Annotated in this window: 22 protein-coding genes; 14 read left to right on the top strand and 8 right to left on the bottom strand. The window is 60.5% G+C overall.

Annotated elements, in window-relative coordinates:
• The first annotated feature begins 92 nt into the window (after window positions 1-92).
• From JMJ54_RS00845 to JMJ54_RS00810, 8 genes are all read left to right on the top strand, one after another.
• The gene (locus JMJ54_RS00845) at window positions 93-2,537 is read left to right on the top strand and encodes a heavy metal translocating P-type ATPase (RefSeq protein ID WP_203536058.1); all 2,445 of its coding nucleotides are present in this window, start codon (window positions 93-95) and stop codon (window positions 2,535-2,537) included.
• Window positions 2,537-2,728, top strand: a complete 192-nt coding sequence (gene ccoS / locus JMJ54_RS00840; protein ID WP_203536057.1) for a cbb3-type cytochrome oxidase assembly protein CcoS — start codon at window positions 2,537-2,539, stop codon at window positions 2,726-2,728. The genes JMJ54_RS00845 and ccoS overlap by 1 nt, the downstream gene beginning before the upstream one ends.
• A 213-nt stretch (window positions 2,729-2,941) precedes the next feature.
• Window positions 2,942-4,363 carry a cytochrome-c oxidase, cbb3-type subunit I gene (gene ccoN, locus JMJ54_RS00835; RefSeq protein ID WP_203536056.1) on the top strand — a complete coding sequence of 474 codons (1,422 nt, stop codon included), beginning with the start codon at window positions 2,942-2,944 and terminating at the stop codon, window positions 4,361-4,363.
• Window positions 4,364-4,387: 24 nt separating this feature from the next.
• Window positions 4,388-5,002 (top strand): cytochrome-c oxidase, cbb3-type subunit II, encoded by a 615-nt coding sequence (gene ccoO, locus JMJ54_RS00830; protein ID WP_203536055.1) that lies wholly within the window; start codon window positions 4,388-4,390, stop codon window positions 5,000-5,002.
• A gap of 8 nt (window positions 5,003-5,010) precedes the next feature.
• Entirely contained in the window at window positions 5,011-5,175 is a 165-nt protein-coding gene (locus tag JMJ54_RS00825) for a cbb3-type cytochrome oxidase subunit 3 (protein ID WP_203536054.1), read from the top strand.
• 26 nt (window positions 5,176-5,201) lie between these two features.
• Window positions 5,202-6,122 (top strand): cytochrome-c oxidase, cbb3-type subunit III, encoded by a 921-nt coding sequence (gene ccoP, locus JMJ54_RS00820; protein WP_203536053.1) that lies wholly within the window; start codon window positions 5,202-5,204, stop codon window positions 6,120-6,122.
• A gap of 123 nt (window positions 6,123-6,245) precedes the next feature.
• Window positions 6,246-7,685, top strand: coding sequence for a cytochrome c oxidase accessory protein CcoG (gene ccoG / locus JMJ54_RS00815; RefSeq protein ID WP_203536052.1), 1,440 nt, complete (start codon window positions 6,246-6,248; stop codon window positions 7,683-7,685).
• A 69-nt stretch (window positions 7,686-7,754) separates the two neighbouring features.
• A complete protein-coding gene (locus JMJ54_RS00810) occupies window positions 7,755-8,255 on the top strand; it encodes a FixH family protein (protein ID WP_203536051.1) in 501 nt (166 codons plus the stop codon).
• On the opposite strand, the gene JMJ54_RS00805 is transcribed toward JMJ54_RS00810, so the two are convergent.
• The gene (locus JMJ54_RS00805; RefSeq protein ID WP_308437948.1) at window positions 8,241-9,338 is read right to left on the bottom strand and encodes a tRNA dihydrouridine synthase; all 1,098 of its coding nucleotides are present in this window, start codon (window positions 9,336-9,338) and stop codon (window positions 8,241-8,243) included. The two genes, JMJ54_RS00810 and JMJ54_RS00805, sit on opposite strands and share 15 nt — an antisense overlap.
• On the opposite strand from JMJ54_RS00805, the gene JMJ54_RS00800 reads away from it, so the two are divergent.
• The 4 genes from JMJ54_RS00800 (at window position 9,337) to dapD (ending at window position 12,959) form a co-directional block, all read left to right on the top strand.
• Entirely contained in the window at window positions 9,337-9,924 is a 588-nt protein-coding gene (locus tag JMJ54_RS00800; RefSeq protein ID WP_203536050.1) for a LexA family protein, read from the top strand. The genes JMJ54_RS00805 and JMJ54_RS00800 overlap by 2 nt on opposite strands.
• Window positions 9,925-9,956: 32 nt before the next feature.
• Window positions 9,957-10,784, top strand: coding sequence for an NADPH-dependent 7-cyano-7-deazaguanine reductase QueF (gene queF / locus JMJ54_RS00795; RefSeq protein WP_203536049.1), 828 nt, complete (start codon window positions 9,957-9,959; stop codon window positions 10,782-10,784).
• Window positions 10,785-10,934: 150 nt separating this feature from the next.
• The gene (gene dapC, locus JMJ54_RS00790) at window positions 10,935-12,119 is read left to right on the top strand and encodes a succinyldiaminopimelate transaminase (RefSeq protein WP_203536048.1); all 1,185 of its coding nucleotides are present in this window, start codon (window positions 10,935-10,937) and stop codon (window positions 12,117-12,119) included.
• A gap of 18 nt (window positions 12,120-12,137) precedes the next feature.
• A complete protein-coding gene (dapD, locus tag JMJ54_RS00785; protein ID WP_203536047.1) occupies window positions 12,138-12,959 on the top strand; it encodes a 2,3,4,5-tetrahydropyridine-2,6-dicarboxylate N-succinyltransferase in 822 nt (273 codons plus the stop codon).
• A 60-nt stretch (window positions 12,960-13,019) separates the two neighbouring features.
• Here the strand turns inward: dapD and rpoS are convergent, their stop codons facing one another.
• The 6 genes from rpoS to JMJ54_RS00755 all read right to left on the bottom strand — a co-directional run bounded on the left by rpoS (window position 13,020) and on the right by JMJ54_RS00755 (window position 18,623).
• Window positions 13,020-13,970, bottom strand: coding sequence for an RNA polymerase sigma factor RpoS (gene rpoS / locus JMJ54_RS00780; protein ID WP_238999819.1), 951 nt, complete (start codon window positions 13,968-13,970; stop codon window positions 13,020-13,022).
• Window positions 13,971-13,994: 24 nt separating this feature from the next.
• Window positions 13,995-14,921: a peptidoglycan DD-metalloendopeptidase family protein gene (locus JMJ54_RS00775; RefSeq protein ID WP_203536045.1), complete on the bottom strand. Its 927-nt coding sequence runs from the start codon at window positions 14,919-14,921 to the stop codon at window positions 13,995-13,997.
• A gap of 119 nt (window positions 14,922-15,040) precedes the next feature.
• The gene (locus JMJ54_RS00770; protein WP_238999818.1) at window positions 15,041-15,712 is read right to left on the bottom strand and encodes a protein-L-isoaspartate(D-aspartate) O-methyltransferase; all 672 of its coding nucleotides are present in this window, start codon (window positions 15,710-15,712) and stop codon (window positions 15,041-15,043) included.
• On the bottom strand, window positions 15,697-16,440 hold the full coding sequence (gene surE, locus JMJ54_RS00765; RefSeq protein ID WP_203536044.1) for a 5'/3'-nucleotidase SurE: 744 nt from the start codon (window positions 16,438-16,440) through the stop codon (window positions 15,697-15,699). Before surE ends, JMJ54_RS00770 begins: the two co-directional genes overlap by 16 nt.
• Window positions 16,441-16,495: 55 nt before the next feature.
• Entirely contained in the window at window positions 16,496-17,404 is a 909-nt protein-coding gene (locus JMJ54_RS00760) for a DMT family transporter (RefSeq protein ID WP_238999817.1), read from the bottom strand.
• 103 nt (window positions 17,405-17,507) lie between these two features.
• Window positions 17,508-18,623: an aromatic ring-hydroxylating oxygenase subunit alpha gene (locus JMJ54_RS00755; RefSeq protein ID WP_203536043.1), complete on the bottom strand. Its 1,116-nt coding sequence runs from the start codon at window positions 18,621-18,623 to the stop codon at window positions 17,508-17,510.
• Window positions 18,624-18,968: 345 nt separating this feature from the next.
• On the opposite strand from JMJ54_RS00755, the gene JMJ54_RS00750 reads away from it, so the two are divergent.
• Window positions 18,969-19,430 carry a YehS family protein gene (locus tag JMJ54_RS00750; protein WP_203536042.1) on the top strand — a complete coding sequence of 154 codons (462 nt, stop codon included), beginning with the start codon at window positions 18,969-18,971 and terminating at the stop codon, window positions 19,428-19,430.
• Window positions 19,431-19,493: 63 nt separating this feature from the next.
• Here the strand turns inward: JMJ54_RS00750 and trhO are convergent, their stop codons facing one another.
• The gene (trhO, locus tag JMJ54_RS00745) at window positions 19,494-20,438 is read right to left on the bottom strand and encodes an oxygen-dependent tRNA uridine(34) hydroxylase TrhO (RefSeq protein ID WP_203536041.1); all 945 of its coding nucleotides are present in this window, start codon (window positions 20,436-20,438) and stop codon (window positions 19,494-19,496) included.
• A gap of 171 nt (window positions 20,439-20,609) precedes the next feature.
• Between trhO and JMJ54_RS00740 the strand changes: the two genes are divergently transcribed.
• The gene (locus tag JMJ54_RS00740) at window positions 20,610-21,104 is read left to right on the top strand and encodes a HugZ family pyridoxamine 5'-phosphate oxidase (protein WP_203536040.1); all 495 of its coding nucleotides are present in this window, start codon (window positions 20,610-20,612) and stop codon (window positions 21,102-21,104) included.
• The last annotated feature ends 24 nt before the right edge of the window (window positions 21,105-21,128 follow it).

Here is a 21,128-nt window from a genome sequence, read left to right as displayed (position 1 = left end):
TGCACCGTACGCACAACGCCCCGCATTGCCGGGGCGTTTTTTTTGCCCGTCAATGCGCCGATCCCGCAGGGGCAATAAGGTAAAATGCCGGCATGAATGCTGTTGCCCCTTCCGTTGACGTGCGCTGCTTCCATTGCGGCGAATCGGTACCCGATGGCGTCCAGTTTGCCATTCGATACCGTCAACGCAATGAGCCCGCCTGCTGCGCCGGTTGCCAGGCTGTGGCGCAAAGCATTATCGATGCGGGGCTGGATGCGTACTACACGCAGCGCGAGCAACCGGCCGATCGTGCGGCCCCGCTGCCGGATGCGCTGCGCGAGCAGCTCAAACTCTACGACGACCCGCAACTGCAGGCCGGCTTTGTCGCCAACGACGGCGAGCTGAAGGATGCCGCACTGATGATCGAAGGCATCACCTGTGCCGCCTGCATCTGGCTGAACGAACGGCAGATCGCGCGGGTCCCCGGCGTGGCCGATGTCTCGATCAACTACACCAGCCATCGCGCCCGCGTGCGCTGGAATCCGGCACTGACCACATTGTCGGCCGTTCTTGAGGCCGTCTCCGCAATCGGCTACCGCGCTTTACCGTACGACCGGGCTCGTCAGGAAGCGACGCAGGCCAAGGCGCGCAAATCGGCGCTGTTCAGGCTCTGGGTTGCCGGGTTGTCGATGATGCAGGTCATGATGTTTGCGGTGCCGGTCTATCTGGCGCCTGCCGGAGAAATCGAGCCACGCTGGCTGAGCCTGATGAACTGGGCAAGCTGCGTATTGACGCTACCCGTCGTCGTTTACTCAAGCTGGCCGTTTTACGTGTCGGCCTGGCGAGACCTCCGGCGCGGGCGCACCGGCATGGATCTGCCGGTCGGCATCAGCGTATTGCTTGCGTTTGTCGCCAGCGTTTACGCAACCATCACCCATCATGGCGAGGTCTACTACGACTCCGTCAGCATGTTCGTCTTTTTACTGCTGACCGGGCGCTATCTTGAGTCGCAGGCACGCGCCAAAGCCGGCGCAGCGCTCGAGCAGTTGGCGGCGCTGATTCCGGCATTTGCACATCAACTCATGGACTACCCCAAGAGCCGGACAACTCACGAGGCCGCCGTCACAAGACTGGTCGTCGGCGATGTACTGCTGATCAAACCCGGTGAAACCGTTCCGGCGGACGCCCGCATCCTTGAGGGCGAGTCGCAGGTCAACGAAGCCCTGCTGACCGGCGAGGGGCTGCCGGTCGACAAACGCCCGGGCGACCGCGTCACCGGCGGCACGGTCAACACGGCTTCGCCGCTGATTGTCAGCGTTGAAAAAATCGGCCAGGAGAGCCGGCTCGCCAGCATTGTCCGGCTCCTCGATCGGGCGCTTGCGGAAAAACCGCGGATCGCGCAACTGGCTGATCGCGTTTCCGGCTATTTCGTGGCGGTCCTTCTGGTTGCTGCGGCGATCACGTGGTTGTACTGGCATCTGCATGACCCTGTTCACGCCTTGCCAATCGCTGTCGCCGTGCTGGTGATTTCCTGCCCCTGCGCATTGTCGCTGGCAACGCCCGTTGCGCTGACCGCCGCGACCGGCGCACTGGCGCGCCGCGGTGTACTGATCAGCCGTGGGCATGCGCTGGAAACGCTGGGACGGGCAACCGATGTCGTATTCGACAAAACGGGCACGTTGACGCTCGGCGAACCCCGCATTCGCAAGGCATACCCGCTGGGCGACATCGACGAGGCAGCGCTGCTCGGCGGCATTGCCGCACTCGAGCGCCACTCCGAGCATCCATTGGCCCGTGCTTTTGCTCATACGCCCTGTCCGGCAGAGGCTCGGGATGTCGTCAATCACCCCGGTGGCGGCCTGACCGGCCGGATCGAAGGTGTTCAGTACGCAGTGGGCAAGCCCGATTTCGTGCGTCTTCACGCGCATGTGCAACCGCCACCTCCTCCGGAGTCGAAGGAAGGCACGTTGCTCGCACTGGCGAGCGACGGCAAATGGCTGGGATGGGTCCTGCTCACCGACACCCTCCGCCCGGATGCCGCCGCCACTGTGGCCATGCTGAAGTCGCGCGGCGTGCGCACCCACATTCTGAGCGGCGATGCAGCAGGCGCCGTCGAATCGGTTGCGCGTGAACTCGGCATCGATCACTGGCAGGCAGGTGTATCGCCCGAAGACAAGCTCGCGCAGCTGAAGTTGCTTCAGCAGCAAGGCGCACGCGTCCTCATGGTCGGCGACGGCGTCAACGATGCCCCCGTTCTCGCAGCAGCCAACGTCTCCATGGCCATGGGGGCCGGGGCGGATATTGCGCATGCCTCCGGCGATGCGGTGCTGCTTGAAAACCGGCTGAGCCGCATTCCGGAAGCGATCGCCTTTGCAAGCCGGACACGGCGGATCATTCGGGAGAACCTGCTTTGGGCGCTGCTCTATAACGTCGTTGCGCTACCGGTTGCCATGGCCGGCTGGGTGACGCCCTGGCTGGCCAGCGCCGGCATGGCCGCAAGCTCACTGCTGGTGATTCTGAATGCGCTGCGCCTGGCGCGCGCGCCGCGAGGTCTGTAATGGAAAGCTTGTACCTGCTGATTCCGCTATCGGTGCTGCTGGTCGTGATTATTGGCGCCCTCTTCTGGAACGCCATTCGCGGCGGTCAATTCGACGATCTGGAAGGGCCGGCGCACCGCGTGCTGCAAGACGATGACCGTCCGGACGGCCGGGCGCCCCACAATGAGGGCGACGAGGAAAAAAACAACTGACTGCATGACGTGTGGCGCGGTAAAATGCACGCTGGTCGTTGACCGGTTTGATTTGGATCAAGGTTGAACTAACACCTTCCTCGCTATAGTCGCGCCGGCTCATTGCGCGCATCTCGACTCCGGTCGAAGCACTTTCGTTTGTCACGAAGGTTTGCGCGCGCATTCAGCAGTTTTATAAAACCGCCGTTCTTGGAGATCATTCGGAGCGCTCCCATGGAAAACCAAGCCACATATAACTATAAAGTGGTGCGGCAATTCGCCATCATGACTGTCGTCTGGGGCATTGTCGGCATGCTGCTCGGGGTGTTTATCGCCTCGCAACTCGTCTGGCCGGAACTCAATCTGGGTCAGTATTTTCATTTCGGGCGTTTGCGCGCACTGCACACCAGCGCGGTGATCTTCGCGTTCGGCGGCTGTGGCCTGATCGCCACCAGCTATTACGTCGTTCAGCGTACCTGTAACGTCCGGCTGTTCTCCGACGGCCTCGCCGCATTCACCTTCTGGGGCTACCAGCTGGTGATCGTTCTGTGCGTCATCACCTATCCGCTCGGCATTACCTTCAACAAGGAATATGCCGAAATGGAATGGCCGATCAAGATCCTGCTGGCCATCGTCTGGGTTGCCTACGCCGTGGTGTTCTTCGGCACCATCGCCAAGCGCAAGGTCAAGCACATCTACGTCGCCAACTGGTTCTACGGCGCCTTCATCCTCGCCGTCGCGCTGCTGCACATCGTCAACAGCGCCTTCGTGCCGGTTTCGCTGTGGAAGTCGTACTCGGCTTACTCGGGCGCAGTCGATGCGATGGTGCAATGGTGGTATGGCCACAACGCCGTCGGCTTCTTCCTGACCGCCGGCTTCCTCGGCATGATGTACTACTTCGTGCCGAAGCAGGCAGGCCGCCCGGTCTACTCGTATCGCCTGTCGGTCGTGCACTTCTGGGCGCTGATCTTCACCTACATGTGGGCCGGCCCGCACCACCTGCACTACACCGCCCTGCCCGACTGGACCCAGTCGATCGGCATGGTGTTCTCGCTGATTCTGCTGGCACCGAGCTGGGGCGGCATGATCAACGGGATCATGACGCTGTCGGGTGCCTGGCACAAACTGCGTACCGATCCGATCCTCAAGTTCCTGGTGACCGCGCTGTCGTTCTACGGTATGTCGACGTTCGAAGGCCCGATGATGGCGATCAAGACCGTCAACGCGCTGTCGCACTACACAGACTGGACCGTGGGCCACGTGCACTCGGGCGCACTCGGCTGGGTGGCCATGATCACCATCGGCTCGATCTACTACCTGATCCCGCGTCTGTTCGACCGTGAGCAGATGTATTCGATCAAGCTGATCGAGGCCCACTTCTGGATCGCTACGCTCGGCATCGTGCTCTACATCTCGTCGATGTGGATCGCCGGTGTGACGCAAGGCCTGATGTGGCGCGCAGTCAACGCCGACGGTACGCTGACCTACTCGTTCATCGACTCGGTCAAGGCGACCCATCCGTACTACTTCATCCGTTTCCTGGGCGGCTGCTGCTTTGTCTCCGGCATGTTCCTGATGTTCTACAACGTGCTGCGCACCGTGTTCGACGGCAAGCCGGTCAATGCGCCGATCCCGGCCGTGCCCGCCCACGCCTGAGCCAAAAGGGGAGTGATATAAAAAATGAACAAGGCTCAGAAACTCATTGAGACCCACGTTGGCTGGCTGATCGTCCTGACGATCACCACCATCAGTGTGGCCATGCTGGTGGAAATCCTGCCGCTGATGTTCTCCAAGTCGGTCACAAAACCGATCGAGGGCGTCAAGCCGTACACGGCCGTCCAGCTGGCCGGTCGCGACATCTATATCCGCGAAGGCTGTTACAACTGCCACTCGCAGATGATCCGTCCGTTCCGCGCCGAAACCGAGCGTTACGGCCATTACTCGGTGGCGGGCGAGTCGGTCTACGACCACCCGTTCCTGTGGGGCTCGAAGCGTACCGGCCCGGATCTGGCGCGCGTCGGCGGCCGCTACTCGGACGAATGGCATCGTGCCCACCTGATTCATCCGCAGGATGTCGTGCCTGAATCGGTGATGCCGTCGTTCCCGTGGCTTGCCGCGCAGAAGGTCGACGCCGAAGCCATGCCGGCCAAAATGGCGGCACTGCGCAAGGTTGGCGTCCCCTATACCGATGCAGATATCGCCGGCGCCACCAAGGCGGTCGAAGGCAAGACCGAAATGGACGCGCTGATTGCCTACCTGCAAGGTCTCGGCCTGGCCCTCAAGAACAAAAGGTAATACGGATCATGGATTTTCAGGACATCGCGCGCATCGCCGTCACGGTCGTCAGCTTTTTCTGTTTTCTGGGTATTTGCGCCTGGGCCTACAGCCGCAAGAGCCGCAGCGGCTTCGAAGAGGCTGCGCAAGCCCCGCTGCTCGACGATGACACCCCGCATGGCCCGCGCGCCTGAAAATCTGCCGTACGGAGAAGAATGAGATGACAGATTTTTATAGCGGTTTCTGGGGCGTCTTCATCACGGTCATCGTGATCGTGTCGCTGATCTGGCTTGGCGTGTTGCTCAAGAGCCAGGCGGTGATCAAGCTCAAGAAGGGTGAAAAAGCCGAAATCATCGACCACAAGTGGGACGGCGACCTGCAGGAGTACAACAACCCGCTGCCGGGCTGGTGGCTGTGGCTGTTCATCCTGACCATCGTTTTCGCGGTCGGTTACCTTGCGCTCTATCCGGGTCTGGTGCTGTTCGGCAATGCCAAAGGCTGGACGTCGGTCGGTCAGCTCAAGCAGGAAGTCGCCAAGGCGGATGCCAAGTACGGTCCGATCTACGACAAGTACGCCAAACTGCCGATCGCCCAGGTTGCACAAGACAAAGAAGCACGCGAAATGGGTCAGCGCCTGTTCTACACCTACTGCATCCAGTGCCACGGCGCCGATGCACGCGGTGCAAAGGGCTTCCCGAACCTGACCGACAGCGACTGGCTCTACGGCGGCACGCCGGAAAAGATCCTCGAGACCATCGAAAAGGGTCGCCACGGCCAGATGCCGGCTTTTGGCGCAGCTTTTGGTGAAGAGAAGGTCCGCGACGTCGCAAACTACGTGATGCAGATCGCCGGCAAGCCGCACAACGAGCTGCGTGCATCGCGCGGCCAGGCAACGTTCCAGCAGGTCTGTGTGGCCTGTCACGGTGCCGACGGCAAGGGCAACAAGGACGTCGGCGCGCCGAACCTGACCGACAAGGTCTGGCTGTACGGTGGCTCCGAAGCGACGATTATCGAAACGGTGACCAACGGCCGCAACAACGTCATGCCGGCGTGGAAAGACTTCCTCGGCGACAGCAAGGTTCACCTGCTGGCCGCCTACGTCTACGGCCTGTCGAGCACCCCGGTCACTGCGGCCAAGTAAGCCGCCGTCACCTCGGAGAGTACAACGGGCGGGCTTATCCCCGCCCGTTTTACCATTTCGGCGTTCAAACGATAACGAAAACCGTTTTTGTCCTGACGCCGGTAGTTCATGCAGGAAAACGCGATGAGCAAGCAGAAACTCCAGGACATCCCCGTCACCGTCGTCAGCGACAACGGTGAATACGAGCAAATCCACCTGTACGCCGCGCACCGGAAAATCTATCCGCGCTGGATCACCGGCCTGTGGAACAACTGGCGCATCTTCTTCGTCATCGCCACCCAGCTGTTTTTCTACGCTGTACCGTGGCTGCAGATCAATGGCCGTCAGGCCCTGCTGTTCGATCTGTCCACACGCAAGTTCTACATCTTCAATCTGCTGTTTCTGCCGCAGGACTTCATTTACCTGACGGCGCTACTGCTGCTGTGCGCATTCGGCCTGTTCGCCTGGACCACGATCGGCGGCCGCCTGTGGTGCGGCTACGCCTGCCCGCAAACGGTTTATACCGAAATCTTTCTGTGGATCGAAAAATGGGTCGAGGGTGATCGCCCGGCGCGAATCAAGCTCGACAACGGCCCGTTCAATGGACGAAAGCTCTGGCTGAAAACGCTCAAGCATGCGATCTGGATCGTCTTCTCGCTCTGGACGGGTTTCACCTTCGTCGGTTACTTCACCCCCATCCGCGAACTGTGGTCTGACGCCCTGGTGCTGGCACTGGGCGGCTGGGAGCTCTTCTGGATTCTGTTCTACGGCTTTGCCACGTACGGCAACGCCGGCTGGATGCGAGAACAGGTCTGCAAATACATGTGCCCGTACGCCCGCTTCCAGAGCGCGATGTTCGACGCCGACACCCTGATCGTGTCATACGACGAAAAACGCGGCGAGGCCCGCGGCGGCCGCAAGAAAGGCGCCGATTACAAGGCAGAAGGCCTTGGCGACTGCATCGATTGCACCATGTGCGTACAGGTCTGTCCGGTCGGCATCGACATTCGAAACGGCCTGCAGTACGAATGCATCGGCTGTGCCGCCTGTATCGACGCCTGTGATAGCGTCATGGACAAGATGAACTACCCGCGCGGACTGATTCGCTACACCTCGGAAAACGCACTCAAGGGTGACTATCCGGAGCGGCAGATCATCAAGCGCATCGCCCGGCCTAGGGTGCTGATGTACGCCATCGTGCTGACGATCATTGTCGCCGCCACGATCACCGGACTGGTCCTGCGCCAACCGGTCAAGGCCAACATTGCGCGAGACCGCGTTGCACTGGTACGCGAAGCGGATGACGGCTGGCTGGAAAACAGCTACCGGATCCAGATCGAGAATGCCGACGAAGCCGGACACCGCTACCGGATCACCGCAGAAGGCCTGCCCGGCCTGCGCGTACTGATCGACGGTCCGAGCGAGATCGACGTTGCGCCGACCGAAATGCAGGAAGTGGGCATACGCCTTCAAGCCGACCCCCAGGTAGCAACCAAGGGCAGCCACGACATCCACTTCGTCATCACCGCCATCGACAAGCCGGCCATCAGCACGCGCGAAAAAGCCACGTTTATCGGTCAGTAATCGACCCCGTCGGGAATCCTTGTCGATCCCGACGGTCCACCCCCAACATCGAACAGAGCAGAATCCATCATGAGCACGACATTGACGAACAAAACGCCGTGGTACAAATCGCCGTGGCCATGGTTTCTGATGGCGTTTCCAGCGGTCGCCGTCGTTGCCGGCATCGCGACGTTCGTGATTGCCTTCAAGACCGAGGACAGCCTAGTCTCGGACGATTACTACAAGGAAGGCCAGGAAATCAATCGCCGCCTCGCCCGGGATGATCAGGCGCGGGCGCTGGGCTTGAGCGCACAACTGATGGTCAGCGACGACAGCCGCGCGGTCCGCATCCTGCTCAACCGTCCGGTCGAAGGCGCGCTGTACCTGAAGGTCATCCATCCGACCATCGCCGGCCATGACCAGCAACTGAAGCTGGTTGCGCAAGGACCGGCGATGTATGCCGTACAGCTGGACAAGCCCCTGCCTTCACACCGCTGGCAGCTGGAGCTGGGCGACGAAGCCGGCAAATGGCGGCTGAAATCGGAGGAAACGCTCCAGGGTGGCACCGTACTGCCGCTACAGCCCCACTGACCCGGGCAACGGCGCGCGCTCGGGCACTGGGCAACCGTCAGCCAGCCAGGCGCCGATGACCTCGGCCTCCTTGATGGTCTTGATGTGTTCGAAGGCGGCCTCCGCCTCGGGGTGAATCCGCTTCAGGTAGTTCAGCCATTGCTTCAGCCGCCCGGCCTGATATTTCGGCAGGATGTGTATCAGCACGTCATCCCAGAATGCGGCAAGCAGCGGCTTGATTTCTTCCCATCCCGGCGCTGGCAGCCCCTTGATCCGGGCTGCCAGCCCGGGGTCTGCAACGATGCCGCGACCGAGCATGATGTCGTCGCAGCCCGACTCCCGCCGGCATTGCAGATAGTCGTCGACGGTCCAGATTTCACCATTGGCGACCACCGGCACCGAAACCGCTTCGCGAATCCGGCCGATCTCGTACCAGTAAGCCGGCGGTTTGTAGCCATCGGCCTTTGTTCTGGCATGCACCACCAGCTCCCCGGCCCCGGCGGATTCCAGCGCATGCGCGCAGTCGAGCATCCGCAAGCGATCGTTGTAGCCGAGACGCATCTTGGCCGTCACCGGCATCGATGCCGGCACCGCCCGACGCACTGCAGAGACGATCTCGTGCAACAGCTCCGGCTCGTCAAGCAGTACGGCGCCGCCGCGATGACGGTTCACCGTCTTGGCCGGACAGCCGAAATTGAGATCGATCGCCTTCGGTTGCAACTCCGCAAGTCGCGCGGCGTTCTCGGCCAGGCAGACCGGGTCGGAGCCCAGCAGCTGCACCCTGACCGGCACTCCTGATGGCGTCAGGCTGCCGCGCAGCAACTCCGGCGCAATCCGCTGGAAAGCGCGATTGGGCAGCAAGCTGCCTGAAACACGCACGAATTCGGTGACGCAAATGTCGACGCCCGGTGTTCGGGTCAGCATGTCGCGCAGCAAATGGTCAAGCAGCCCCTCCATCGGGGCGAGATAGATTTTCACGGCAGATCGGTTCACAAGCAATTGGCCCATTTTACCCCGGCAAACGACCACCACCTCGTGCCGATTGACATGTGTACGATCGTTCACTACCCTTATGGAACGAATGTTCTCTATCGTACAGGCCATGGGCAACCCAAATCGCGACCAGGAATACCTCGGCAAACTGCAGGATTATTATGCCGACTACCGCAGCATCCCCTCTTACGCCGTCATCGGCGACATGCTGGGCATGGCCTCCAAATCTGCCGTGTCCGCGCTGATCAAGCGACTGACACTGGCCGGCTATGTCGAGATGACGCCGGACAAACGCCTGGCGCCGACCAAGCGGTTTTTCGAGCGCGAATTGGCGGATTTTCCGATTCCGGCCGGCATGCCGGCAGCGGCCAACGATGCAATGAGCGAATCGCTGACCATCGACGAATACCTGATCCCCAAGCCGTCCAATACGATCATGGTTCGGGTCAAGGGTGATTCGATGATCGATGCCGGCATACACGACGGTGACATCGCCATCGTCGAAAAACGCCATGCAGCCAGCGTGGGCGACATTGTCGTTGCCGTTGTCGACAACGAGTACACCCTGAAAGAACTGGGTCGTGATCGCCAAGGCTATATGCTGCTCCCCCACAACGCCGACTACGCCCCGATCCGGCCGCAAGAAGGACTGGAAATCTTCGGCATCATGGTCGGGCTGGTGCGCAAATACCGTTAAAATCGCTCCGATACCGCAAGCGACCGAACACAATGAGCAACGAACACCACTCCCCACTTGGCAAGGCCGTCAGCTACAAGGCCGAATACGACCCCAGCCTGCTGTTTCCGATTCCACGCAGCGGCAAGCGCGAAGAGATCGGTCTCACTGGCACCCTTCCGTTCATGGGCGTCGATCTCTGGAATGCGTACGAGCTGTCCTGGCTGAACATGCGTGGCAAGCCCCAGGTCGCGCTTGCCGTTTTCGAAATTCCCGCGTCCAGCCCGAACATCGTTGAATCCAAGTCGTTCAAGCTTTATCTGAACAGTTTCAACCAGACCAGACTGGCCGGGCCGGAGGCACTTGCCGCGCTGCTCCAGCAGGACATCAGCGACGCGACCGGCACCTCTGTCCGGGTCGAACTGATACTGCCGGAGCAATTCGACAGGCAGTCGCTGGGCGAGCTGGAGGGGTACTGCATCGACAATCTCGACATTGAAGTCGAAACCTACACCCCGACGCCGGGACTTATGCATTGCGACGAAGCCGACAGCCCGGTCGAAGAGGTGCTGGTCTCCAATCTGCTCAAATCCAACTGCCTCGTTACAGGACAACCCGATTGGGCCAGCGTCCAGATCCGCTATATCGGTCAGCCGATCAACCGCGAGTCGCTGCTCCGGTATTTGATCTCTTTTCGCAACCATAACGAGTTTCACGAGCAGTGTGTCGAGCGAATTTTTGTCGACATCCAACGCAGCTGCGCACCATTGAAGCTCGCGGTTTATGCCCGATACACCCGTCGCGGCGGCCTGGACATCAACCCGTTCCGCAGCAATTTCAACGCACCGCAACCTCCCAACATCAGGGCTGCGCGCCAGTAAACGGACCCGGATTGCCCCCTGTGGCCACACCCGGCCGGAAACGCCATTTCTCGTGTTTTGCCGGCCAGCGCAAATGATTCTCACGGTCGCGGACAGGTGACTGCCCGCACCGGCAGGTTATACTTGTTGTTTTCCCTAAGTTCGCTCGCCATGTCCCCGAATCTCGCGCAGTTGCATCCCTACCCGTTCCAGAAGCTGCGCCAGCTTTTCGCGGATATCACGCCGAATCCGTCGCTCAAGCCCATCAACCTGTCGATCGGCGAGCCCAAGCATCCGACACCGCAACTGATCAAGGATGCGCTGGTCGCCAATTTTGATGGCCTGTCCGCCTACCCGGCAACCCAAGGCAGCGAGGCACTTCGAGGCGCCATCAGCCGCTGGGCTTTGCGCCGCTACGGCATCAATCTGAACCCGGCGACCGAAGTGCTGCCAGTCAACGGCAGTCGGGAAGCGCTGTTTGCATTTGCACAAGCGATCGTCGACCCTAGCGCCGGGAAGCCCGTCGTACTGTCGCCCAATCCGTTCTATCAGATCTATGAGGGCGCGGCCCTGCTGGCGAACGCCGAGCCCTATTACGTCAACTGCACCGCCGCGAACCGCTTTCAGCCCGATTGGGACGCGGTTCCCGAGCAGGTCTGGGCACGCACGCAGCTCGTCTTTGTTTGTTCGCCCGGCAACCCGACCGGTGCAGTTGCATCGATCGACGATTGGGCGCGTCTTTTCGCCCTTTCCGATCGGCACGGCTTCGTCATTGCCAGCGACGAGTGTTATTCCGAAATCTACTTCGGCACCGAAAAACCGCTTGGCGGTCTCGAAGCGGCCGTCAAGCTCGGCCGTGACTTCAAGAATCTGGTCATGTTCTCGTCGCTTTCCAAGCGCTCGAATGTTCCGGGGCTGCGCTCGGGATTCGTTGCCGGCGATGCGGCGCTCATGGCCCAGTTCCTGCTGTATCGCACCTATCATGGCTGCGCGATGAGCCCGACCATTCAGGCTGCCAGCGCGGTTGCCTGGGATGACGAGCAGCATGTCGAGGACAACCGCCGCCAGTATGCCGCCAAGTTCGAGTCCGTCACACCACGCCTGAAAACGGCGCAGGACGTCAGCCTTCCGGATGCCTCGTTCTATCTGTGGGCAAAGGTGCCCGGCGATGACGCCGAATTCGCCAGACGGCTCTACCAACAGGAACACGTTACCGTTCTACCGGGTTCCTTCCTGGCGCGTGACGCCCACGGCCTGAATCCGGGCGCCGGCTACATCCGCATCGCGCTTGTCGCCCCGCAAGAAGAATGCCTCGAAGCGGCCGATCGCATCGTCCGTTTCGCCCAGTCTTTGTAAGTCAACAAGGAAAACAGCATGAGCAACCTGCAATCCATCATCGAAACCGCCTTCGAAAACCGGGCAGATATCAATCCGGGTTCTGCGTCGGCCGAACTGCGTGACGCGATCAACGAAGTCATCAATGCACTGGACAAGGGCCAGCTGCGCGTCGCGGAGAAAATCGACGGCCAGTGGCAAACGCATCAGTGGCTGAAAAAGGCCGTCCTACTCTCGTTCCGCATCAACGACAATGTCCCGATGGATGGTGGCTGCACGCAATATTTCGACAAGGTACCGTCGAAGTTCGGTGACTACACCGAGGCCGACTTCCGCGCCGGCGGCTTCCGGGTGGTACCGAATGCCATTGCACGCAAAGGGTCGTTCGTCGGCAAGAATGTGGTCCTGATGCCGTCCTACGTCAACATCGGCGCTTATGTCGATGAAGGCACCATGGTCGACACCTGGGCCACGGTCGGTTCGTGCGCGCAAATCGGCAAGAACGTCCACCTGTCGGGTGGCGTCGGCATCGGTGGCGTACTCGAGCCGCTGCAAGCCAATCCGACCATCATCGAAGACAACTGCTTCATCGGTGCGCGCTCGGAAGTCGTCGAAGGCGTCATCGTCGAAGAAGGCTCGGTCATCTCGATGGGCGTGTACATCGGTCAAAGCACCAAGATCTACGATCGTGAAACCGGCGAAGTCAGCTACGGCCGCATCCCGGCCGGCTCGGTGGTCGTCTCCGGCAACCTGCCCTCCGCAGATGGCAAGTACAGCCTGTACTGCGCCGTCATCGTCAAGAAGGTCGATGCCAAGACCCGCGGCAAGGTCGGCATCAACGAACTGCTGCGCGGCATCTAACCTCGCCCGCACATGAAAAAGCCGGCCTGAGGCCGGCTTTTTGTCATTGCTCTCGGCATTTCAGAGCACAACATCCCGAGATACACCGTAGCGACGCAGGATGCGGCGCAGCTGCTCCAGCGCCTCGATCTGGATCTGGCGCACACGCTCACGCGTCAGACTCAAACTTGCCGCGAGATCCTCAAGCGTGCAAATCTCGTAGCCATTCAGGCCGTAGCGGCGCTCGATGACCATGCGCTGCTTCTCGTTCAGTTGCCGCAACCACTCGCGCACGTAGCGCTGGATTTCGGCATTCTGCAGAATCATCTCCGGGCCTTCGTTCTGCTCGTCCGGGATCGATTCGCCGATCGTCAGCATCGGGTCGATATCCAGCGGCGCATCCAGCGATGCGACACGCTCGTTCAACCCCATTACCCGGCGAACATCCTCGACATCCTTGCCGACCAGGTGAGCCACATCCTCGAGCGACGGCTCATAGCCGAGATGGGTTTCCAGATGTCGTTGCGCGCGCAGGTAAACGTTCAGCTCCTTGATCACGTGCACCGGCAGACGAATCGTCCGGGACTGGTTCATGATCGCCCGCTCGATGCTCTGGCGAATCCACCATGTGGCATACGTGGAAAAGCGGAAACCACGCTCGGGATCGAACTTTTCCAGCGCGTGCATCAAGCCGATATTGCCCTCCTCGATCAGGTCGAGCAGCGTCATTCCGCGATTGATGTAGTGCTTGGCGATGTTCACGACCAAGCGCAGATTGTGCTCGATCATTTTTTGTCGTGCTTCGAAGTCCCCCTGCACGACACGACGCGCCAGTTCGCGCTCCTGATCCGGCTTGAGCAGCGGACTGCGGCCAATTTCGTTCAGGTAGATTTGCGTGACATCACCAGTACTTTCGTAACTGGTATTGTCGGCTTCATCGCCACCGGCCGCCTCTTCAGCCTCGGCGTCGTCCTCTACCTCTTCGCGTTCGACTTCGTCCCCTTGGTCCAGGCCCGAGTCATTTTCAAGCATATCGATTTGATCGTTCATGGTCGGCTATTCAAGCTGAATATATTTGGCGGGGTCGACCGGTTTGCCAAATCTGCGGATTTCAAAATGCAGCTTGACCTGGTCGGCGTCGGTATTTCCCATTTCCGCAATCTTCTCGCCCTTTTTGACGCTATCACCTTCTTTGACTAGAAGCTTGCTGTTGTGGGCATAAGCTGACAAAAACTCCTTGTTATGCTTGATGATCAGCATCTTTCCATAACCACGAAGTCCTGCGCCGGCATAAACAACCTTTCCGGATGCTGACGCAACGATAGACTGTCCCATTTTTCCGGGAATATCAACGCCACGACTTTCATCGGTAAAGCCCTTGCCCGGTTTGCCGGATGTCGGTGCAACCCAGTCTGCCACATCTGCATCGTCTGCCGATGGTTTTGTGGTTGATTTTTCAGGAGTTTTCGCCACAGCCGAGGCCGACGATGCCGGATTTTTGGCTGTCGCAGTACTCGCTACCGGTTGTGGTTTGGCAGCAACGACAGGATTTTGCGTCGCGGCAGCACTTGCCGATTTGCTGGCCGGCTTGGCCGGCTTGGCAGGCTGCGGCACGCTGCTCACCGTCGCCGAATCACCCAGCGGACGGACTTCGACTCCCGCAGGCGTTGCGACGCCTTGTGGCGGCGTCAGGCGAAGCACCTGCCCAACCTTGATATCGCTGGAATCACCCAGCCCGTTCCAGCTGGCCAGTTCCCGGTAGGCCAGACCATGGTCCAGGGCGATCCGGTAGAGCGTATCACCGCGCTTGACCATGTATTGCCCGGCCGGAACCGATGCAACCGCTGCAGGTGCGAGCGCCACTGCCGGCGTCGTTGGTGTCGGATTGGTATGGTCAACGATCGGCGCCGGTTGCCTTGGCGTGCTAGTGCACGCGGCCAGCAACAACAGAACGGTCGGGGCGATCAGGCGCGGCCAACTCACAAAGGATCTCCTTGTCTTGCCGCCGGCGGGAAACTCGGACGTTTGCCGGTGGCGCATCGTAAATGGACCGGCCTTGCAGCATGTCCCGATTCGCCAGAGGGCGCAATCAGGGCAACTGCTCAGGCAAGCCCCGGTAAAAGCGGAACAAACCGCACTTTCTCAAGCCGGGTTTCGATCACGCCATCCTCCTGGCGTTCGATCAATCGCAGCTCCTGATCTTCGCCACCCACCGGAAAGATCAGTCGCCCACCCAGGCTCAATTGATCGATCAGATCTTCGGGGACGATCGGCGCTGCCGCGGCAATCAGGATGACATCGAATGGTGCCGCATCCGGCAAGCCCAGGCTGCCATCGGCGTGCCGTACCCGGACGTTCCGGAGCCCAAGCTGATTGAGCCGGTCGCGTGCTGCCTTACTGAGCTGCGCAATCCGTTCGATCGAGTAGACGGTTTTGAACAGCTGAGACAATACAGCGGCTTGATAACCGCAGCCAGTCCCGATTTCCAGCACTTTTTCATGTTGCGCAGCGCCGAGTGCGAGTTCCGTCATCCGGGCAACGATATAGGGCTGCGAAATGGTCTGTCCGTAGCCGATGGGTAGCGCTGTATCGTCATAAGCCTTGTGCGACAACGCCTCGTCGACGAAGACATGTCTTGGAACATGCCCCATCACGGTCAGGACACGCGGATCCTCGACACCGAGCTGCTTGATTCGATCGATCATCCGCGAGCGGGTACGGGCCGACGTCATGCCGGCGCCATCGAAGGCATTGAAATTCATGCGTGCAGCCATGATTCGATGAAATCCAGCTGAGGGTAGGCCGTCAAATCGATCGACAGCGGCGTGATCGAGACCTGATTCTGGCTGATGGCATGGAAATCGGTGCCGTCAGCGGCATCGGCGGCGGCGCCCGGCGGCCCCACCCACCAGATCGGTTCGCCCCGGGGATTGGCCGACTTGATGACCGGCGCGGCGCGGTGGCGACGACCAAGGCGTGTCACACGGTGGCTGGCAAGCGCATCGTAGGCAACGTCCGGCACATTGACGTTGAGCAGCACGGCGCCACGAAACGGATCACGCTCGAAACAGGCAACCAGTTCGGTCGCAACGCGCGCCGCAGTGTCGAAATGGGTGGGGGTACGCGATGCCAGCGAAACCGCCATTGCCGGAACACCAAGCAGAAAGCCTTCGGTCGCGGCAGCCACCGTTCCGGAGTAGATGGTGTCATCACCCATGTTCGCGCCGTGGTTGATGCCGGAGACGACCATGTCCGGCAGCACCTCCATCAACCCGGTTGCCGCGAGGTGGACACAGTCGGTCGGCGTGCCATTGACATAGCGAAACCCGTTGGCCGCAGTGCGCACCGTCAACGGGCGATCCAGCGTCAGCGAGTTGCTCGCGCCACTGCGATCGCGCTCAGGCGCGCACACCATGACCTCGTGACGCTCGGCCAGCGCGGCGGCCAGTGCGGCCAGGCCCGGTGCGAAATAACCGTCGTCGTTTGAAATTAGTATGCGCATGCGATCTCCCCGGTCGGCCTATTCTAGCCGTATGCTCGGAGACGACAAAATACGGCTAAGCGGGACGTTGTGGGCGTGTCGGGGATGCTGTCCCGGCTCTTGCCGAAACCACGCCGCAAGCCGCGATCAGCAACATCGCCAGATAGCTGGAAAGGGGTAGGCGATCCCCCCAGAGCACAACGCCAAACAGCGTCGAAAATACGACCGTCAGATATGCCAGGCTGGCGACAACCAGCGACTTGCCCTTGCTGTAGGCACGCGTCATCGACAATTGGGCAATCGTTGCACTGACGCCCATGCCCAGCACGACCCACAGATTGCCGAGATGCAGCGGTGCAAGCGCCCCGGGCTGCAACAGCATCCAGATGCCTGCTCCCAGCGACGAGACCAGCGAGAAATAAAACACCGTCCGCCACTCGGGTTCGCCACGGCGACCCAGCTCGTGGACATTCATGTACGCGATACTGGCCAGCAAGCCCGAGCACAATCCCAGCAAGCCGGCCAGCCACTCGTCACTGTTGAGTGCAGGCCGCAGCAGCAGCACGACCCCGGCAAAGCCGAACAGGATGGCCATCACCTGCCTGCGCATCGGCCACTGTCGGTACCACAGTGTCGAAACGACCATCAGGAACAGTGGCGAGGTGTAGTTCAGCGTCACGGCCGTCGAAAGCGGCAGGCGGCTGATGGCATAAAAGTACAGCATCAGCGACAGAAAGCCGGAAATGCTGCGCCCCAAATGGACCTGCAGCAGCGGCCATGACACGCGCAGTGGGCGCCGTGCCGGCAAGGCAATCAGCAGAATCCCGACAAAGCCGGCCAGACAACGGTAGAACACCAGCTCGGCCGTGCTGAAGCTGTGGCTGCCAAGCTTGACGAACACCCCCATCACGCCAAAGCTCAGGCAGGCGATCACCATCCAGAACGGACCGGAGTCTTTCAGGCGATGCCAGTGCAATGAGTTCATGGTCTAGATGGGGAAAGGGGAATGAAAAAGGCAGCCGACAGGCTGCCTTCTGCGTCACACCGATAATCCGCCATTGCGGCCACCGGCGCCATTGGGCCAAGCCCTAGTCCCGGATTGCGTCACCGAGTTCACGGCGCAGGAACTGATGAAAATGGCGCATGCCGTCCTCCATCGGGCTCTGGTACGGGCCCACCTCGTTCCGGCCGGCCTTGTAGAGCGCCATCCGCCCGGCTTCCATCCGGTTGATGATTTCGATGTCCTCGACCGCGGTTTCGGCATAGGCGGCCTGCTCGGCGGCGACGAACTCGGGCTCGAACCAGGCGATGTCCTCCGGATAGTAGAACTCGACGACGTTCTTGTAGCTGCGCGGCCCGGTCGGAATCAGTGTCGAAATCACCAGCGTGTGCGGATACCACTCGACCATCACGTTCGGGTAATACGTCAGCCAGATCGCACCGTGCTCGGGCACCTTGCCGCCATAGTAGGCCTGCACCTGCTTGTGCCACTCCTGATAAACCTTGGAGCCGGGCTTGGCGAGGGCATTGTTGACGCCGACCGTCTGCACCGAATGCCAGTCGCCGAACTCCCACTTCAGGTCGTCGCACGTCACGAAGCGGCCGAGGCCGGGATGGAACGGCTCGACGTGGTAGTCCTCCAGATAGACCTCGATGAAGGTCTTCCAGTTGCCCTCGTACTCGTCGACCTGAACGCTGTGGAACACGTAATTCGAAAAGTCGAGATGTTTGGCGACGCCGAGGTCCTTGAGATCGGCCTCGATGTCGTGACCGTTGTTCTCGAACAGCAGGCCGTTCCATTGCACCAGCCCGGTTTCCGGCAGGTGCAGGCACGGATTGCCGGGAAAATGCGGTGCGCCGGCCAGCTTGCCGTGCTGATCGTAAGTCCAGCGGTGCAGCGGGCAGACGGTATGCGTACCATTGCCGCGGTCGGACAGCATCGTTGCCTGCCGGTGACGGCAGATATTGGAAAGGAGCTTGACCCCCTGATCGGTGCGCTTCAGGTACTTGGCACCGTCGGTCATTTCTAGCACGTGATAGTCGCCGACTTCCGGGACCATCAGCTGGTGACCGATGTACTTCGGCCCCCTTGCGAACAGGCGCTCCTGCTCGATCGCAAAAAGGGTTTCGTCAAAGTAGGACGACACCGGGAGCTGGGTCGTCATATCCAGCTGCAAGGCTGCAGCCGTAGCCAGATTCGTCATGTTTTATCCCACACCCCCTGGGCTAGAAGGTCTAAGACGTCTCGCCACTTTGTGACTAGGTCACGATGGGTGGGCAAGCCATCAGTTCAACACATGCCGGACGGATATCCGGCCCGAAAAAAGAGGGGAATTCTGCCCTGCCGGGGCCGTTCGGGCAAGCCGGTTCAAGGAAAAAATCCAGAAAAATTAGAAATTTAGCGGCGCCTGATCAAGCTGTCCACATGGGCAACCCCTCGCCACGTCGGCACACCAGCCAACGGGCGGATGCACGCAGCGGATCCCGAAATGGCAAAATGCCGTTTTGGGCATGAAATATCCGGCCCATCACCACGAACGGGAGTCGTTTTGCTTTCCAATGATGTCTTGCGCAGCGTGCGCTACATGCTCGATCTGAGCGATGCCAAACTCGTCGAAATCGCCGCCCTCGCCGGCTTCGAAGCCAAGCTGAACGACGTGCAGGCTTACCTGAAAAAGGACGATGAAGAAGGTTATCGCCACTGCGACAACGCCATGTTTGCGCACTTCCTCGACGGGCTGGTGGTCTTCCGTCGCGGCAAGGACGACAGCCGCCCGGCGCCGGAAGTGATCTGGCCGGTCTCCAACAACACGGTCCTGAAAAAGCTGCGCGTGGCGTTCGAGCTCAAGGAAGACGACATGCACGCCATTCTCGCCAGCGCGGAATTCGAGATTTCCAAGCCGGAACTGAGCGCGCTGTTCCGCAAGGAAGGCCAGAAGAATTTCCGCCGCTGCGGCGATCAGCTGCTGCGCTATTTCCTCAAGGGTCTGACGATGCGCATACGCGGCTGACCCCGCGAGCCACACAAAGAAACAGCCCGGGAAACCGGGCTGTTTTTTTGGCAGAAACGCAACTCAGGCGTCGTTGCGCGGATTCCGCCCCAGCGGGCTGGGCTGGTTACGGGCCTTGGCCAGCGAAATCTGCTTCTGTCGTTCCCGCGCACCTTCGCGGGTTTTTTCCGGCAGTGAATCCCAGCAGCGCGGGCAACTGACACCTTCGACATAGTTCGGCGACGCGCGCTCGTCCACCGACACTGGCTCGCGGCAGGCGTGGCAAAGCACATAATCCCCGGCTGACAGGTCATGCCGGACCGTCACCCGGTTGTCGAAGACAAAGCAGTCGCCCTGCCACTTCGACTCGTCCTGCGCCACGGTCTCCAGATATTTGAGGATGCCGCCCTTGAGGTGATAGACCTCCTCGAACCCTTCGCCAAGCATATAGCTCGATGCTTTTTCGCAGCGGATCCCGCCGGTACAGAACATCGCCACCTTCTTGTGCCTGGCCGGGTCGAAATGCGCGCGGATGTAATCGGGGAACTCGCGGAAGCTCTCGGTTTTCGGGTCGACTGCGCCTTCGAACGTACCGATCGCCACTTCGTAATCGTTGCGGGTATCGATCAGCAGCACTTCCGGATCGTTGATCAGTGCGTTCCAGTCCTGCGGCTCGACGTAGGTGCCGACGCGCTTGTTCGGGTCGACGCCCTCCACGCCCAGCGTGACGATCTCCTTCTTCAGCTTGACCTTGGCCCGCAGGAACGGCTGCGCGTCGCAATACGATTCCTTGTGGTCGACATCGACCAGGCGCGCGTCACGGCGGAGCCAGTCCAGCAAGGCATCGATGGCCGCACGGGTGCCGGACACCGTACCGTTGATGCCCTCCTCGGCCAGCAGCAAGGTGCCTTTGACATCATGATCGAGCATGCATTGCTGCAGCGGTTCGCGCAGCGCGGCGTAATCGGTCAGCGTCACGAATTTGTACAGGGCCGCGACCACGATGGGCTGGGCGTTCTGTTGGGACATGCGAGTTCTCCAGGTGGTCGCCCTCGCAAAGGGCGGACCGGTTGAGGCCGCGCAGAAACAGCGTCGGCAACCCGCAATTTTACCTGAATCCGGCCGCTGATTTGAGATCGTGACAGCGGCCGGCACAGGCATCACAATGCGAACACCAATCGTTCCGGAATGTAATCCAGCATGGCCCTTGATCTGCCCGCCGCAAAACAGCGCTACCTCGATTTTGTCGCCAGTCGCAAGACACTGGCCATCAGCTGCATTGCCGACGACGGCAGCCCCTTCATCAGCTACGCGCCCTTCGTGCACGCCGACGGCAAGCTTTACATCTACATCAGCCAGCTGGCAGAGCATTACCAGTTGATCGACCGGCGACACCAGGCCAATGTCATGCTACTGGCCGACGAATCGGAAAGCAGCAACCTGTTCGGCCGCGAGCGGTCGCGCTGGTTGTGCGCAGTCCGCAATCTGGGCAACGAAGGCAACGAGCCGGTTTTTTCGCTTTTCAATGCCCGCTTCGGCGAAAAGATGCTTAGCCTGCTGCGCGGGCTGGATTTCTCGCTGTTCGAACTGACACCACAGCCGGGCCGCTATGTCGTCGGCTTTGGCCAGGCATTCGACGTCAGCATCGACGGCACGCAGTTCGACCACGTCGTGATCGACAAGAAAGCCGCCTGAGTCGGTCGCGCTTGATGTAACGCA

The sequence above is a fragment of the Jeongeupia naejangsanensis genome, from assembly GCF_016865585.1.
Classification (GTDB): domain Bacteria; phylum Pseudomonadota; class Gammaproteobacteria; order Burkholderiales; family Chitinibacteraceae; genus Jeongeupia; species Jeongeupia naejangsanensis.
The sequence above is the reverse complement of the archived record's forward strand: the minus strand, read 5'-3'. Positions and strand labels throughout refer to the sequence as shown.

Excerpts from the sequence above, each read along its gene's own strand:
- JMJ54_RS00845 (WP_203536058.1), top strand. The coding sequence starts at position 93 with ATGAATGCTGTTGCCCCTTCCGTTGACGTGCGCTGCTTCCATTGCGGC.
- ccoS (WP_203536057.1), top strand. The coding sequence starts at position 2,537 with ATGGAAAGCTTGTACCTGCTGATTCCGCTATCGGTGCTGCTGGTCGTG.
- ccoN (WP_203536056.1), top strand. The coding sequence starts at position 2,942 with ATGGAAAACCAAGCCACATATAACTATAAAGTGGTGCGGCAATTCGCC.
- ccoO (WP_203536055.1), top strand. The coding sequence starts at position 4,388 with ATGAACAAGGCTCAGAAACTCATTGAGACCCACGTTGGCTGGCTGATC.
- JMJ54_RS00825 (WP_203536054.1), top strand. The coding sequence starts at position 5,011 with ATGGATTTTCAGGACATCGCGCGCATCGCCGTCACGGTCGTCAGCTTT.
- ccoP (WP_203536053.1), top strand. The coding sequence starts at position 5,202 with ATGACAGATTTTTATAGCGGTTTCTGGGGCGTCTTCATCACGGTCATC.
- ccoG (WP_203536052.1), top strand. The coding sequence starts at position 6,246 with ATGAGCAAGCAGAAACTCCAGGACATCCCCGTCACCGTCGTCAGCGAC.
- JMJ54_RS00810 (WP_203536051.1), top strand. The coding sequence starts at position 7,755 with ATGAGCACGACATTGACGAACAAAACGCCGTGGTACAAATCGCCGTGG.
- JMJ54_RS00800 (WP_203536050.1), top strand. The coding sequence starts at position 9,337 with ATGGGCAACCCAAATCGCGACCAGGAATACCTCGGCAAACTGCAGGAT.
- JMJ54_RS00805 (WP_308437948.1), bottom strand. The coding sequence starts at position 9,338 with ATGGCCTGTACGATAGAGAACATTCGTTCCATAAGGGTAGTGAACGAT.
- queF (WP_203536049.1), top strand. The coding sequence starts at position 9,957 with ATGAGCAACGAACACCACTCCCCACTTGGCAAGGCCGTCAGCTACAAG.
- dapC (WP_203536048.1), top strand. The coding sequence starts at position 10,935 with ATGTCCCCGAATCTCGCGCAGTTGCATCCCTACCCGTTCCAGAAGCTG.
- dapD (WP_203536047.1), top strand. The coding sequence starts at position 12,138 with ATGAGCAACCTGCAATCCATCATCGAAACCGCCTTCGAAAACCGGGCA.
- rpoS (WP_238999819.1), bottom strand. The coding sequence starts at position 13,970 with ATGCTTGAAAATGACTCGGGCCTGGACCAAGGGGACGAAGTCGAACGC.
- JMJ54_RS00770 (WP_238999818.1), bottom strand. The coding sequence starts at position 15,712 with ATGGCTGCACGCATGAATTTCAATGCCTTCGATGGCGCCGGCATGACG.
- surE (WP_203536044.1), bottom strand. The coding sequence starts at position 16,440 with ATGCGCATACTAATTTCAAACGACGACGGTTATTTCGCACCGGGCCTG.
- JMJ54_RS00760 (WP_238999817.1), bottom strand. The coding sequence starts at position 17,404 with ATGAACTCATTGCACTGGCATCGCCTGAAAGACTCCGGTCCGTTCTGG.
- JMJ54_RS00755 (WP_203536043.1), bottom strand. The coding sequence starts at position 18,623 with ATGACGAATCTGGCTACGGCTGCAGCCTTGCAGCTGGATATGACGACC.
- trhO (WP_203536041.1), bottom strand. The coding sequence starts at position 20,438 with ATGTCCCAACAGAACGCCCAGCCCATCGTGGTCGCGGCCCTGTACAAA.
- JMJ54_RS00740 (WP_203536040.1), top strand. The coding sequence starts at position 20,610 with ATGGCCCTTGATCTGCCCGCCGCAAAACAGCGCTACCTCGATTTTGTC.